Genomic DNA, 14,596 nt, shown 5'->3' with positions numbered 1-14,596 from the left:
ACCCGTTCTGGCACGGCAGTCTCGAGAACCTCACATCGGTTCTCGGCGGCATCGCGACCACCTACGGCAAGCAGGTCATGGTCGCCGAGACCTCGTGGGCCTCCACGCTGGACGACCTGGATGGTTCGGCGAACGTGATCGGCGAGCCCGCCGAGGCCACGGCCTACCCGGTGAGCCCGCAGGGCCAGGCGCTGGCGTTCCGCGACGTGGTTCAGGCCGTCGCCGATGTGCCTGACGGCGCGGGCATGGGCGTCTACTACTGGGAGCCCGCCTGGCTTCCGGTGGGCCCGCCGGAAGACGCCGCCGCCAACGAGGCGCTGTGGGAGCGCGACGGATCGGGCTGGGCGACCAGCTTCGCCGGCGCCTACGACCCCGAGGACGCCGGTCAGTACTGGGGCGGCTCCGGATGGGACAACCAGGCGCTGTTCGCCGGCGACGGCACGCCGCTCGACTCGCTGCGGGTGTTCACCTATGTGCGGACGGGCGCGAGCGCCCCGCTCGCCGTGATGGAGATCGCGTCGCCTCAGGTCGACGCCCAGGCCGGTGCGGCGCTCGAGATGCCCGCGCAGGTCGCGGTGCGCTACAACGACGGTTCCGAGACTGACGTGGATGTCACGTGGGACACGTCGGGGATCCCGGAAGGCGAGCTCGGGACGTTCGAGGTCCCCGGCGAGACCGCCGACGGGGACGCCGTGCTCGCCTTCGTGACCGTGCGCCCGCTGAACGACCTCCTCAACGGCTCGTTCGAGGAGGAGGACCTGTCGATGTGGGTGCTCGACTCCGATGCCGCGACCTTCGCCGTCGTCGACGACAACCCGCAGGCGGCGATGGGCGAGCGGGTGCTCAACTTCTGGTCCGATGCGGACTACGGCTTCACGATCGAGCAGTCCGTCGAGGGGCTCGACGCCGGCGACTACGCCGCGCGCGTCGCCGTGCACGGCGAGGATGCGGGAGCGGACGGCTACGAGCTCACCCTGGTGGTCGCGACCTCCGAGGGTGAGTGGACTGCGCCCCTCGAGCTCAACGGCTGGCAGGCCTGGTTCACCGGCGAGATCGCCGATGCGGTGGTCGGGTCGGATGGTCAGGCGACCGTGAGCATCGTGGGATCGATGGGCGCGGAGGACTGGGGCTTTGTGGACGACGTCGCTCTGATTTTGAGCGACGCGTAGCAGGACCGTGCGCCGCATCCGGCGGCGTGGGGGAGATCGATGGTGATCAACAAGGAGGATCGCATGAGAATGCGAAGCAGTCTGGGAGCGGTCACAGCCGTGACAGCCATCGGTGCGCTGGGGGTGGCGGGCCTGAGCTCCGCCGCCGTGGCAGCCGACGAGCCGGTCGAAGCCGGCATCACCGTTCCGCAGGTGGAGGGGCTTGCGGACGACTTCATGAACGGCGTTGACGCGTCTTCAATCCTGTCGCTCGAGGAGTCCGGCGTCACCTTCCGGGACTTCGACGGCAACGAGGCCGACGTGTTCGACGTGATGGCCGAGGCGGGCGTGAACTGGTCGCGCATCCGCGTCTGGAACGACCCCTACGACGCGGACGGCAACGGCTACGGCGGCGGCACCGTCGACGCCGAGCGCGCGACGGAGATCGGCCTGAGGTCCACCGCCGCAGGCATGCGGGTCTTCGTCGACTTCCACTACTCGGACTTCTGGGCCCACCCCGGTCAGCAGCCGCTCCCCAAGGCATGGGAGGGCCTCACGCTCGAGGAGCGTGCCGAGGCGATGTACGACTACACCGTCGCCACGCTGACCGGGATGGCGGATGCGGGCGTCGACATCGGCATGGTGCAGATCGGCAACGAGAACTCCGGCCTGCTGCTCGCAGAGACGTCGTGGCCTGACTCCGGCGTGCTGTTCGACGCGGCATCGCGCGGGGTGCGCGACGCTCTGGGTGAGGACGTGAAGATCGCGATCCACTTCACCAATCCCGAGCGCCAGAACTTTGGCTGGCTCGCGGAGCAGCTCGCGACCTACGACACCGACCCGGCGACCGATGGCGTGCAGCCCATCGACTACGACGTCTTCGCATCCTCGTACTACGCGTACTGGCATGGCACGCTCGAGAACCTCACGAGCCAGCTCGCGGGCGTCGCCGCGGACTACGGCAAGGAGGTCATCGTCGCGGAGACCTCGTGGGCGTACACGCTCGAGGACGGCGACGGCTACCCCAACAACATCCGCACCGCATACGACCAGTACTCGACGTCTGTTCAGGGGCAGGCGCTGGCGGTCCGCGACGTCATCGAGGCGGTCGCGAACGTGGGCGAGGCAGGGCTGGGAGTCTTCTACTGGGAGCCGGCCTGGCTGCCCGTAGGCCCGCCCGAGGAGCTGGCGAGCAACCAGCTGCTGTGGGAGGAGTTCGGCTCTGGCTGGGCGTCCTCGCACGCGTCCGACTACAGCGCCGATGCGGCGGCCAACTACGGTGGCTCCGGCTGGGACAACCAGGCGATGTTCGACCACGACGGTTACCCTCTCGAGTCGCTGCGCGTATGGGACTACGTTCGCTACGGCACCATCGGTCCGCGTGACGTCGATGCCGTCGAGTCGCCCTCCATCACCGTGGTCGACGGCGAGACCTGGGCGCTGCCGACCGATGTCGCGGTGTCCTATACCGACGGCACCACCGAGACGCAGACCGTCACGTGGGCGGCCCAGCCCGCATGGATCCAGGGCGCTGGCACCTACGAGGTCGCGGGCACCACGTCCGAGGGACTCGATGCCGAGGCGGTCGTGACCGTCCTCGACTCGGATACCGATGGACAGAACTGGGTGGTGAACCCGGGCTTCGAGGACGGCGTCTCGCCGTGGACCGGAACGGGGACCGGCTACACCATCAGTGCTCCTGACGACCCGCGCGAGGGATCGCGGTCCACGCACTGGTACCTCGCCGGGGACGAGTTCTCGTTCACGATCTCGCAGGCGATCACCGGCGTGCCCGCGGGCGACTACCGCCTGTCCGCGTGGGCCCAGGGTCGCGCGGCTGTCGACGGTGAGTCCACGGCGATCACGCTGTCCTCGGGCATCTCGAGCGCATCGGCGCCGTTCGTGCTCACGGGCTACGAGGGCTGGCAGCAGCCGCGGACCCCGGTCGTGACGGTCGCCGAGGGCCAGACCGTCACGGTCTCCGCGACGTTTGAGCTCACCAGCGAGGCCTGGGGCACCATCGATGAGTTCGAGCTCATCGAGGTGGTCCCGGTGATCGACGCCGACACAGCTGCGCTCGAGGCCGTGCACGCCGAGGGCGAGAGCGTCAGTCGAGATGGCTGGACGGCCGTGTCGCTGCTGGCCTTCGACCGGGCCATGGCGCGCGCGTCGTTCATCCTCGGCGCATCCGCGCCGAGCCAGGCCGCGGTGGATGCCGCGACGGACGCGCTGCGCGCGGCGATCGACGGCCTCGAGGAGGGAGACGGGACCATCCCCGATCCCACCGTCCAGCCCGTCGAGCTCACCGTCGTGGATGGCGACCCGATCGCGCTGCCCTCCGAGGTGACCCTGGTCGCGTACGACGACTCGACCACGACCGAGTCCGTGACGTGGAGCGATGTGCTCGACCTCGTCGCGGGTCCCGGCGTGTACGAGGTCGCCGGTGTGACCGCGTCCGGCTGGCCGGCCGTGGCCACCATCACGGTCGTCGAGCGCAACTGGATCGCCAACCCCGGCTTCGAGAACGGGGTGTCCGATGTGGCCCCCTGGTCACTCGTGGCCGACCCGTGGCCAGGAGATGACGGCAGTTACTGGGTCCGGGGACCGGCGGGGTCCGACGGTGACGAGGGTGACTTCACGCTCGGCTTCTACGTGCAGGCACAGCCCTACACCTTCACCGCGCTCCAGGAGGTCGACCTGCCCGCAGGCTCGTACCTGCTCACGGGTGCGGCGATGGGCGGCAGCGACGTGGGCGATCCCGCTCCGGTCTCGCTGGTGGCCAGCATCGACGGGGTCGAGACCACGGTCCCGCTCACGCTGACGGGCTGGCAGACGTGGGACGAGCAGTCCCTCGTCCTCGAGGTGCCCGAGGGTGCGCAGGTGGTGGTCGGAGCGCGCGGAACGCCGGATGATGGCGACTGGGGCTTCGTCGACGCCTTCTCGCTGGTGAGCGTCGAGGAGACGGTCGCGGACATGTCTGCCCTCGAGGCCGCCGTGGCCGATGCGGGCGCCGTCGACCGGCCCCTGTACACCGACGACTCCCTCGCAGCTCTCGACCTGGCGGTCGAGAGGGCCGGAATCGTGCTCGCCGGATCGGCGTCGACGCAGGAGACCGTCGACGCGGTGACGGCAGAGGTGCTCGCCGCGCTTGACGGGCTCACGCTCGTCAACCCGCCGGTGTGCGCGATCGACTACACCGTCCACGGTCAGTGGCGCGGCGCGTTCATCTCCCAGGTGTGGATCACCAACACCGGGGATGAGACGGTGCGCGGCTGGGAGCTGGAGTGGTCGTTCGCCGGCGACGAAGAGATCTGGCAGTTGTGGAGCGGACGCGAGAGCCTAACCGGTGCGGACGTGACGGTCAGCAACCGCATCTGGAACTCCGTCATCCGGCCCGGACAGTCAGTGACGTTCGGGTTCATCGGGCACAGTGACGCGGGCGCCCTGCCCATCGAGGCGTTCACGCTGAACGGCGGTGCCTGCACCGTCGCCGACTGAGGCGTGGACGCCCGGTGGCGCGCCGCCTCCCCCCGGGGCGGCGCGCCACGCGGCGCGTCGGCGGGCCCGCGCATCGGCCCGTCGGCGCGCCGTCACCGTCAGTTTCCCGAGCGAAGTGGGCCCGATTCGCTCGTCTAAGCGCCTAGGCGAGCGAAAAGGGCCCACTTCGCTCAGGTAGCAGAGGCTTCGACTAGGGGCGGCCGGCGACGTCGAGCGCCTGCGGCAGCGTGAAGTTGCCGTTGTAGAGCGCCTTGCCCACGATCGCGCCCTCGACGCCGAAGTCGGTGATGGCGCGGATCGCGGCGATGTCCTCGAGGCTCGACACACCACCGGACGCCACGACCGGCGCGTCCGTCGCCTCGCACACGTCCATGAGCAGGCCCGTGTTAGGGCCGGACAGCATGCCGTCCTTCTTGACGTCCGTGACCACGTAGCGGGCGCAGCCCTCGCGGTCCAGGCGCGCGAGCACGTCCCACAGGTCGCCGCCATCCTGGGTCCAGCCGCGGGCGGCGAGCGTGGTGCCGCGCACGTCGAGGCCCACGGCCACACGGTCGCCGTGCTTGGCGATCGCGGCAGCGGTCCACTCGGGGTTCTCGAGCGCGGCGGTGCCGATGTTCACGCGCGCGCACCCGGTCGCGAGCGCGGCCTCGAGCGACTCGTCGTCGCGGATGCCGCCGCTCATCTCCACCTTGATGTCCACGGACTTCACCACGCGCTCGAGCAGCGCCGCGTTGGAACCGCGCCCGAAGGCCGCGTCCAGGTCCACCAGGTGGATCCACTCCGCGCCGCCGTTCACCCAGTCCTGCGCGGCCGCGAGGGGATCGCCGTAGCCGGTCTCGGTGCCAGCCTCGCCCTGCGTGAGGCGGACGGCCTGGCCGTCGGCGACGTCGACGGCGGGGAGGAGCTCGAGGCGGCGGGTGGCGGTCATGGTCTCGCTTTCGTGTGGGGAGGGCCGATGCGCGGGTGAGGTCTCCCGGCGCGGCGCCTGTGCGGCTCCCAGGCTACCGCTGTGTTGGGGCGTTCGCGGCACTGCGCCCAGGTCGATAGTTCATCGTTTCGTGTACTAATCTGAACGGCATGAGCACCATCACCGCGGACGCCACGGACCACATCCGGTGCGCCGAGCCCTCGCACACCCGCGCGGTCGCGCACGTCGCACACGCACTGTCGGACCCCACGCGCGCCGCGATCGTGCTCGCGCTGCGCCACGGCAGCCACTGCCCCGCGGACCTCGCCGACGAGCTCGACGTCAGTCGCCAGTCGATGTCGAACCACCTCGCGTGCCTGCGCGACTGCGGTCTCGTCGTCGCCGAGCGCCGCGGGCGCCACGCGCACTACTCCTTGGCCGACGCCTCGCTTGCGACCGCACTCGAGGCCATTCTCGCCATGACCGTGACGCTGGACCCCACGTGCTGCGACGGACCGGAGTGCACCTGCTGATGGCCGCCACTGTTCCCGTCCTCACTGCGGCTCGCACCGCGGTCCTGCGTCGCCGCGTCCGCATCATCGTCACCGCGACCATCGCCTACAACGTGATCGAGGCGATCATCGCGCTGTCCGCGGGCGCCCTGGCATCCTCGAGCGCGCTGATCGGATTCGGGCTCGACTCCGTAGTCGAGGTCGCCTCCGCCGCATTCGTGGCGTGGCAGTTCGCCGCGCCGGACCCCCGCCAGCGGGAGCACCTCACCATGCGGCTGATCGCCGGCGCGTTCTTCGCGCTCGCGCTGATCGTCACCGTCGACGCGGTTCGCGTGCTGCTGAGCGCGGCGGCGCCCGAGCACTCCACCGTGGGCATCGTCCTCGCGGCGGTGTCGCTCGCGGTCATGCCCACGGCGGCGTGGTTCGAGCGCCGGACGGGCCGCGAGCTGGGATCCGCCACCGCCGTCGCGGACTCGCGCCAGCTGATCATCTGCTCCTACCTGTCCGCGGCGCTGCTGGTGGGGCTCGTGCTGAACTCGACGCTCGGATGGTGGTGGGCAGATCCGCTCGCTGCGCTGGTCATTGCGGGCTTCGCCGTGCGCGAGGGCCGCGAGGCGTGGAAGGGCGACGCGTGCTGCGCAACGTCCGGCGCCCTCCTGAGCGGGAAGGTTCAGGCCGAGGAGCCGTGCTGCGACTCATGCGCCACCGACCGCCACCGCGTCGATCTGGGCTCACCCGCCGACTGCTGCGACTAGCTCCGCCGCCGCACCCCCTGCCTGCTCTCCTAGGCAACTGAGGTCTACGCCTCCGGCCCAACCCGGTGTCACGAGGCAACTCAGGTTCACGGTGCATCGTGGGCCGAGCCAGCGTCACCCGGTGCGAGGAGCCGTCCCGCAAGGCGGGACTGGCCGGCCGCAATGACCCTCACGTGCCTCGTGCGGCACGCATCGCGCAGAAGCAAGTCCTGAGTTGCCTCGAACCGAGTCGAGCACGCGGTGATGGGGGTATCGAGACCCTGAAGTCGGGCGTGCTACAGGGTCGCGACCCAATTGCGCAGCAGCTGCAGCCCCGCCTCGCCGGACTTCTCCGGGTGGAACTGAGTCGCGGCCAGCGGCCCGTTCTCGACCGCGGCCACGAACCGGTCCGCACTGCCCTCCGAACCGGCCTCGGACCACGTCACGAGCGGCGCGCGGAAGCGACCGGTGTCCTCCGTGGTGCCGAGGGGGAACTCGCGCGCGCCGTACGAGTGCACAAAGTAGAAGCGCTCGTCCTCGATCCCGTCGAACAGCGTCGATCCCTCAGGCACATCCACCGGCGCCCAGCCCATGTTGGGCACCACGGGCGCCTGCAGCTTCTCGACGGTGCCGGGCCACTGGTCCAGACCCTCGGACTCGACGCCGTGCTCGACGCCGCGCTCGAACATCACCTGCATGCCCACGCAGATGCCCAGCACAGGACGCCCGCCGGACAGCCGGCGCCCGATGATCTGCTCGCCGCGCACGCCCTTGAGTCCGGTCATCACGGCCTCGAACGCGCCCACGCCGGGCACGATCAGCCCGTCGCAGTTCTCCGCGATGGTGCGGTCGTCGGTGAGCACCACGCGCGCGCCCACATGCTCGGCGGCGCGCACCGCGGAGCGGACGTTGCCGAAGCCGTAATCGAGGACGCAGACGAGGGGGAAAGTCACGCAGACAGTCTAGAGGCGGCGCGAGGAGGGCCGATGCGGGGGTCGGGTGGCGCACTCGCCGCACCCGGCGAGGGGCTCAGCCCTCAGAACCGCTGGGGTCCGGATCCGAGTCGCGCTTGTTCTTCTCCATCGCCTTGTACTGCTTCTTGGCCTCCTTCGAGGCCTTGCGCAGCTCCTTGAACGCGGCCATGCGGCTCATGCGGGCGTCGAAGACCTTCCCGGGGTGGGTCGCGGCGAGCTCGTCGATGGTCTGGGTGCCGGCCATGAGGGTCGTGATGACGCCAGGCGCCTGGTCGAGGGCGAGCCCCGGCGGCAGCGTGTCGCCCTTCGTGCCGGCCATCCACCGGTGGATCGTGATCTGCCCCGCCCGGCGCTCCATCGCGAGGATGGGCTGCGTCTTCACGAAGCCGCTGACAGCCTGCGCTGCGGCGTCCACCGCCCCCGCAGAGGTGTCGTCCACCACCACGAACGCTCCCGCGGAGGTCTCGAGCGCCTGCCCGTGCACGCTGTTGAGCGCGCACACCGCGGCGAGCACCCGGCCGTTCTGAATGGGCGTGAACAGCGCGACGGTGTCGTTCTCGATGTGCGGGCCGGACTCCCCCATCGGCTTCGCGTCGGCGAGCGAGGACAGGTCATCGGGGACCTCGAAGTCCCCGTCGTTGCTCTCCTGCGTCACAGCGCGCCCTTCGTGGACGGAATCCCGGTAACCCGCGCATCGGCCGCCACCGCCGACCGCAGGGCGCGCGCCAGCGCCTTGAACTGCGCCTCCACGATGTGGTGCGGGTCGCGGCCCGCGAGCACGCGCATGTGCACGCAGATGCCCGCGTGGTGCGCGATCGACTCGAGCGCATGGCCCGTGAGCGAGCCCGCGAAGTTGCCGCCGATCAGGTGCGTCGCCTGACCCACCGGCTCGCCGACGTGCACGAAGTAGGGGCGCCCGGAGACGTCCACGACGCACTGCGCGAGGGCCTCGTCGAGCGGCACCATCGCGTCGCCAAAGCGGGAGATGCCGGCCTTGTCGCCCAGCGCCTGCTTGAGAGCCTCGCCGATGCAGATCGCGACGTCCTCGACCGTGTGGTGGCTGTCGATGTGCACGTCGCCGGTGGCCTGCACGGTGAGGTTCATGAGCGAGTGCTTGCCCAGGGCGGTGAGCATGTGGTCGTAGAACGGCACGCCCGTGCTGATCTCCGTGGCACCGGTGCCGTCGAGGTCGAGCTCGACCAGCACCTTCGACTCGCTCGTCTCCCGCTCGATGCGGCCGGTGCGGGCCCCTGCCTCGCTCATGCCGTGACCTCCACTAGCGCGCTGCGGAACAGCGCCATCTCCTGCGGCGTGCCGATCGACACCCGCAGCCAACCCTCGGGACCCGTGACACGGATCAGCACACCGTGCGACAGCAGCCCCTCGAACACTCTCTCACGGTCCTCGAACGGACCGAACAGCGCGAAGTTGGCGTCCGTGTCCGCGACCGTGTAGCCCTGCTCGCGCAGCCACGCGACGGTGTCGTCTCGCTCGGCGCGGATCTCATCCACCTGCGCCTGCAGCTCCCGGTGGTGCGCCAGCGCAGCGCGCGCGACCGCCTGCGTCACGTCGCTCAGGTGGTACGGCAGGCGCACCACACGCAGCGCGTCGATGAGCGGCTCGTGCGCGACCAGGTAGCCCAGCCGCCCGCCCGCGAGTGCGAAGGCCTTCGACATGGTGCGACTCACCGCGAGGTTCGGGTGCTCCGGGATGATCGTGGCGGCGCTGGGCACGCCCGCGCGGCGGAACTCCGCGTAGGCCTCGTCGATCACGACCACGCAGCCGCCGTCGACGTCATCCGCGGCGGCGAGCAGCGCGCGCACCTCGTCCAAACTCAGTGCCGTACCGGTGGGGTTGTTGGGGCTCGCGACGATCACGAGGCTGGGCTGGATCTCGCGGATCGCGGCCTGCGCGGCGTCCAGGTCCAGGTGGAAGTCCTCGCGCCGCGGCAGCGTCACGTACTCGGTGATCGTGTCGCGCGCGTACTCCGGGTACATCGAGTACGTGGGCGCGAAGCTCAGCACCTTCCTGCCCGGGCCGCCGAAGGCCTGGTGCAGGTGCAGCATCACCTCGTTGGACCCGTTGGCGGCCCAGATGTTGCGCACCTCGACGAAGTCCACGCGGCTCTCGACCTCGAGGTAGTGAGCGAGATCCGCCCGCAGGCCCGTGAAGTCGCGATCCGGGTAGCGGTTGAGGCTCTCCGACGCCTTGCGGACCGCCTGCGTGATCGCATCCACGACGGACGGCGGCGGCGCGTACGGGTTCTCGTTGACGTTGAGGCGCGCGGTCACGTCCAGCTGAGGCGCGCCGTACGGCTCCAGGCCGATCAGTTCCGGGCGCAGGGGCAGAGTCATGGCTGGAAGTCTAGTGGCGGGCACGGACAGCCGATGCGGTGGCCGGGCCATGTCCGACGCTCGCCCTACGGTGGTCGCATGAGCACGGAAGCCACCCCCGCATCGGCCCTCTCCCTGCGCGAGGAGGCGGAGGGCGCGCTGCGCGCGCTCGTGGGGAGGGACGATGCGCGCTTGCGTGACGATCAGTGGCTCGCCATCGACGCCCTCGTGTCGCGTCACGCGCGGGCGCTCGTGGTGCAGCGCACCGGGTGGGGCAAGTCCGCGGTGTACTTCGTGGCGACCTCCCTGCTCCGCGCGCGCGGTGCCGGGCCCACCGTGATCGTCTCGCCACTGCTGGCCCTCATGCGCGATCAGATCGCGGCGGCGTCGCGGGCGGGCGTCCGGGCGGCCACCGTCAACTCCGCCAACGTGACCGAGTGGGATGAGGTGCACGCGGCGATCTCGCGCGGGGAGATCGACGTCCTGCTGTGCTCGCCGGAGCGGCTCAACAATCCGCAGTTCCGCGACGAGGTGCTGCCGCGCCTGGCCGCTGATGCCGGGTTGGTCGTGATCGACGAGGCGCACTGCATCTCCGACTGGGGGCACGATTTCAGGCCCGACTACCGCCGCATCCGCACGCTGCTCGCCGAACTGCCTGCGGGAATCCCGGTGCTGGCGACCACGGCGACCGCCAATACGCGCGTCACGGACGACGTCGCGGTCCAGCTGGGCGTGACCGGCGCGGATGGCCTCGAGCACGAGGACGTGCTGGTGCTGCGCGGAGGGCTGGATCGCGAGTCGCTGCACCTGGGAGTCGTGGCCCTGAGCGATCCCGCCGAGCGCGTCGCGTGGCTCGCGAGCGCGCTGCGGGAGATCGAGGGCTCGGGGATCGTGTACTGCCTCACCGTGTCCGCTGCCGAGCAGGTCGCGTCGCAGCTGCGATCCGCGGGCCTCGAGGTCGCCGCCTACACGGGGCGCACGGACACCGCCGAGCGCGAGCAGCTCGAGCAGGATCTCAAGTCGAACCGTGTGAAGGCGCTCGTGGCGACGTCCGCTCTGGGGATGGGGTTCGACAAGCCGGACCTCGCGTTCGTCATGCACCTGGGCGCGCCGTCCTCCCCCATCGCGTACTACCAGCAGGTGGGGCGCGCGGGCCGTGGCGTGGATCGCGCGCTGGTGGTGCTGCTGCCGGGGTCCGAGGATCGGGCGATCTGGGACTGGTTCGGGTCGCAGGCGTTCCCGCCCGAGGATCAGGTGCGGGCGGCGCTGGGTGCTCTCTCTCCCTCTTCGGCCACGTCCGTCGCCGCACTGGAGACCTCCGTGGACCTGCGGCGCGGCCGCCTCGAGTCGATGCTCAAGGTGCTCGACGTGGACGGCGCGGTGCGGCGCGTGCAGGGCGGCTGGGTCGCGACCGGCGAGCCCTGGGCCTACGACGCGGAGCGCTACGCCCGGGTCGCCGCCACGCGCGCCGCCGAGCAGCAGACCATGCTCGACTACGAGGCCACCACGGGGTGTCGCATGGCGTTCCTGCGTCACGTGCTCGACGATCCGGAGCTCGCGGATGACTGGGCGTGCGGACGCTGCGACACGTGCGGCGGCGTGGAGCTGCCGGCCGCGCCGGGGGCCGATGCCGTGGCGGCGGCGCGGGAGGACCTGGACCGGGTGGGGGTCGAGATCACTGCGCGGCGGCAGTGGCCCAGCGGGCTCGACCGGATGGGGCTCGACCTACGCGGGCGGATCCCTGCGGAAGAGCAGGCGGCGCCGGGGCGGGCGATCGCTCGTCTCGATGGCTTGGGCTGGTCGGTGTCGCTGCGCGAGCTCCTCGAGGCGCGCTCGGCCGATGGCAGCGCGGTCGACAGCGAGACGCCCACTCCCCTGCGTGGCGCTGCAGTGCGCGTGCTCGAGGACTGGGACGAGCTGTGGCGCACGACCAACGGGTCCGGGCGTTCGCCTGCCGTCGATGCCGTGGTGGGCGTGGGGTCCGTGACGCGGCCGCAGTTGCTCGGCCACCTCGCGCCCGGTCTCGCGCGGTACTTGGAGCTGCCGTTCCTGGGATGGGTGGGGCCGCGTGCCGGAGCGGAGGAGCCCGGGAGGCATGACCTGAACTCGGCTCAGCGCCTTGCGGTGGTCGCGCGCCGGCTCGAGGTCGAGGAGTCGGTGCGGGCCTCACTGGACGGGCGCGCGGTGCTGCTGGTGGACGACTCCACCGACTCGGGCTGGACGCTCACGGTGGCCTCGCGGCTGCTGCGGCGGGCGGGGGCCTCGGCCGTGCTGCCGTTCGTGCTTGGGGTGCGGTAGGCGGGACCGGCCTTGACTCAGCGCTGGATGCGCGCCTGGATGGCCTCGCCGTGCGCCGGGAGGTCCTCCGCGTTCGCCAGGGCGACCACCTTGTCCCCCACCTCAGCCAGCGCATCGGCTGTGTAGTGGATGGTCGAGACCGCCTTGAGGAAGCTGTGCGTGCCCAGACCGCTCGCGAAGCGCGCGGTACCGCCCGTGGGCAGGACGTGGTTGGAGCCCGCGAGGTAGTCGCCCAGCGGCACCGGGCTGTACGGGCCTACGAAGATCGCGCCGGCGGAGGTGATCCGCTCGGCGACGGCGGCCGCGTCGCGCGTGTGAATCTCGAGGTGCTCGGCGCCGTAGGCGTCCGCGACCTGGATCGACTGCTCGATGTTCGCGGTGAGGATGACAGCGCTCTGGCGGCCCGTGAGTGCCTCCTTGGTGCGCGCGAGGTGCTTGGTGGCGTCGGTGCGGCGGCCCAGCGCCTCCTCGACGGCGTCCGCGAGGTCCTCGCTGTCCGTGATGAGGACCGAGCCCGCCATGGGGTCGTGCTCGGCCTGGCTGAGGAGGTCCGCGGCGACGAAGTCCGGGTCCGCGGAGTCGTCCGCGATGATCGCGATCTCCGTGGGGCCCGCCTCGGAGTCGATGCCCACCACGCCGTTGACCGCGCGCTTCGCCGCGGCCACGTAGACGTTGCCCGGGCCGGTGATGACGTCCACGGGGTCGCACAGGCCGTCGACGCCGTACGCGAGCATGCCGATGGCCTGAGCGCCGCCCACGGCGTAGACCTCGTCGACGCCCAGCAGCGCGCACGCCGCGAGGATGGTCGGGTGCGGCTCGCCGCCGAACGCCTTCTGGGGCGGCGTCGCCACGGCGATGGACTGGACGCCCGCTGCCTGCGCGGCGACCACGTTCATGACCACCGAGCTCGGATAGACGGCCAGTCCGCCAGGAACGTACAGGCCCACGCGGCCTACCGGGATCCACCGCTGCGACACGGTCGCTCCGGGGGCGACGTCCACGGAGACGGGCGGCGGGACCGTCGCCTCGTGGAAGGTGCGCACGCGGGAGATCGCCTCGCGGAGGCCGTCGAGCACGGCGTCGTCCTGAGTGGCGACGGCCGCCTCGATGCGGTCCGCGGGGACCCGCAGGTGCTCGGGGGTGACGCCGTCGAAGCGCTCGCCATACGCGCGCAGCGCCTGCGCACCACGGGAGCGCACGTCATCGAGGATGGGCTGCACGATCGCCAGCGCATGCGCGACGTCCACGTCCGCTCGGGGCACGATGCCCAGCAGCTCGCGGGTGGTCAGGTCGCGGTCACGCAGGTCGATTCGGCTCAGCACGCTGTCGAGTCTAGTGGCGTCGAGCGGGGCCAACTCGAGGACTCGGCCCGGTCTGCTCGGGCGCCTACGTCACCGGCTGCGCGTGCTTCGAGAGCGACAGCAGGTTGCCCTCGGTATCGCGGAACCACGCGACACGATCACCGCCCGGGGCGTTCCAGATGCCGGACTCGTCCGCGAGCGCGAAGTCCTCGAACTCGACTCCGGCGGCTCGCAGGCGCTCGACCTCGGCCTCGATGTCCGCGACCTCCCATCCCAGGATGGTGAAGGGCTGCGGCGTGAAGGCCGAGGCTGCGACGATCCGGATCATGGTGCCGCCGGACTCGCACACGATCGCGAAGCCGTCGTCGCGCACCGGCCTCGCGCCGATCACCTCGGTGTAGAACTCCGCGGCGCGCTCCGGGTCGTGGGCGGGCACGAACGCGACGATGGGGCACCCGGTCATGGGACCTCCTCCACCTGCTGCTCCCGGTGCTTGCCGATCCACCCCAAGTGGGTGTGGCCGAAGTGATCGGCGTGCTTCAGTCCGTAGCCAATCGCGCGGTCCACCGCGACGTGGAAGGCCCACGCGAGAGCCACGAGGCCAGCCCACCGGACGTCGGCCACGAGCGCGATCGTCCCGAGGATCGCCGGCGCCCAGTACGAGTGGACCGCGTTGTAGAAGAACGCGCCCGCCCGGGTGCTGGCCACGTAGCCGAGCGCGCTGAGGTCGAAGACCAGGAAGAGCGCGATGAGCCACCACCAGGCGTAGTCGAGCGTCACCGTGGCCACGATGACGCCCGCGGCGATCACCGCGTTCTCCAGCCGCTGCCAATGGATGGGGGTCATGCGTCTCACGTTAGGGGCGGCGAGGCTCAGGCGCATCCCCTGTGC

General features: G+C 71.0%; 13 protein-coding genes. 5 read left to right on the top strand and 8 right to left on the bottom strand.

Translation table 11 applies throughout. The annotated features are described in order from the left end of the window. A partial coding sequence (locus tag QZ483_RS02010) for a glycosyl hydrolase 53 family protein (protein WP_297081312.1) occupies positions 1–1,169 on the top strand: 1,169 nt, incomplete at its 5' end. A 63-nt stretch (positions 1,170–1,232) separates the two neighbouring features. After that, positions 1,233–4,646 (top strand): glycosyl hydrolase 53 family protein, encoded by a 3,414-nt coding sequence (locus QZ483_RS02005; protein WP_297081311.1) that lies wholly within the window; start codon positions 1,233–1,235, stop codon positions 4,644–4,646. Positions 4,647–4,836: 190 nt separating this feature from the next. Here QZ483_RS02005 and priA read toward each other — a convergent pair whose 3' ends face one another. Then, complete coding sequence (priA, locus tag QZ483_RS02000) at positions 4,837–5,574, bottom strand: bifunctional 1-(5-phosphoribosyl)-5-((5-phosphoribosylamino)methylideneamino)imidazole-4-carboxamide isomerase/phosphoribosylanthranilate isomerase PriA (RefSeq protein WP_297081310.1); 738 nt, start codon at positions 5,572–5,574, stop codon at positions 4,837–4,839. A gap of 149 nt (positions 5,575–5,723) precedes the next feature. Between priA and QZ483_RS01995 the strand changes: the two genes are divergently transcribed. Beyond that, the gene (locus QZ483_RS01995) at positions 5,724–6,086 is read left to right on the top strand and encodes a helix-turn-helix transcriptional regulator (protein WP_297081309.1); all 363 of its coding nucleotides are present in this window, start codon (positions 5,724–5,726) and stop codon (positions 6,084–6,086) included. Then, a complete protein-coding gene (locus QZ483_RS01990) occupies positions 6,086–6,820 on the top strand; it encodes a cation transporter (RefSeq protein WP_297081314.1) in 735 nt (244 codons plus the stop codon). Before QZ483_RS01995 ends, QZ483_RS01990 begins: the two co-directional genes overlap by 1 nt. 275 nt (positions 6,821–7,095) lie before the next feature. On the opposite strand, the gene hisH is transcribed toward QZ483_RS01990, so the two are convergent. The 4 genes from hisH to QZ483_RS01970 all read right to left on the bottom strand — a co-directional run bounded on the left by hisH (position 7,096) and on the right by QZ483_RS01970 (position 10,127). Further along, positions 7,096–7,752, bottom strand: coding sequence for an imidazole glycerol phosphate synthase subunit HisH (gene hisH, locus QZ483_RS01985; protein WP_297081308.1), 657 nt, complete (start codon positions 7,750–7,752; stop codon positions 7,096–7,098). A 76-nt stretch (positions 7,753–7,828) separates the two neighbouring features. Further along, complete coding sequence (locus tag QZ483_RS01980) at positions 7,829–8,428, bottom strand: hypothetical protein (protein WP_297081307.1); 600 nt, start codon at positions 8,426–8,428, stop codon at positions 7,829–7,831. Further along, positions 8,425–9,036: an imidazoleglycerol-phosphate dehydratase HisB gene (gene hisB, locus QZ483_RS01975; RefSeq protein ID WP_297081306.1), complete on the bottom strand. Its 612-nt coding sequence runs from the start codon at positions 9,034–9,036 to the stop codon at positions 8,425–8,427. Before hisB ends, QZ483_RS01980 begins: the two co-directional genes overlap by 4 nt. Next, complete coding sequence (locus tag QZ483_RS01970; RefSeq protein WP_297081305.1) at positions 9,033–10,127, bottom strand: histidinol-phosphate transaminase; 1,095 nt, start codon at positions 10,125–10,127, stop codon at positions 9,033–9,035. Before QZ483_RS01970 ends, hisB begins: the two co-directional genes overlap by 4 nt. Before the next feature lie 78 nt (positions 10,128–10,205). On the opposite strand from QZ483_RS01970, the gene QZ483_RS01965 reads away from it, so the two are divergent. Continuing rightward, positions 10,206–12,404, top strand: coding sequence for a RecQ family ATP-dependent DNA helicase (locus QZ483_RS01965; protein ID WP_297081304.1), 2,199 nt, complete (start codon positions 10,206–10,208; stop codon positions 12,402–12,404). 17 nt (positions 12,405–12,421) lie between these two features. Here QZ483_RS01965 and hisD read toward each other — a convergent pair whose 3' ends face one another. The 3 genes from hisD to QZ483_RS01950 form a co-directional block, all read right to left on the bottom strand. Next, positions 12,422–13,726, bottom strand: a complete 1,305-nt coding sequence (hisD, locus tag QZ483_RS01960; RefSeq protein ID WP_297081303.1) for a histidinol dehydrogenase — start codon at positions 13,724–13,726, stop codon at positions 12,422–12,424. A gap of 64 nt (positions 13,727–13,790) precedes the next feature. Then, entirely contained in the window at positions 13,791–14,168 is a 378-nt protein-coding gene (locus QZ483_RS01955) for a VOC family protein (protein ID WP_297081302.1), read from the bottom strand. Next, the gene (locus QZ483_RS01950; RefSeq protein WP_297081301.1) at positions 14,165–14,551 is read right to left on the bottom strand and encodes a DUF4260 domain-containing protein; all 387 of its coding nucleotides are present in this window, start codon (positions 14,549–14,551) and stop codon (positions 14,165–14,167) included. The genes QZ483_RS01955 and QZ483_RS01950 overlap by 4 nt, the downstream gene beginning before the upstream one ends. Between the last annotated feature and the right edge of the window lie 45 nt (positions 14,552–14,596).

The sequence above is a fragment of the uncultured Demequina sp. genome, from assembly GCF_913055775.1.
Taxonomy (GTDB): domain Bacteria; phylum Actinomycetota; class Actinomycetes; order Actinomycetales; family Demequinaceae; genus Demequina.
The sequence above is the reverse complement of the archived record's forward strand: the minus strand, read 5'-3'. Positions and strand labels throughout refer to the sequence as shown.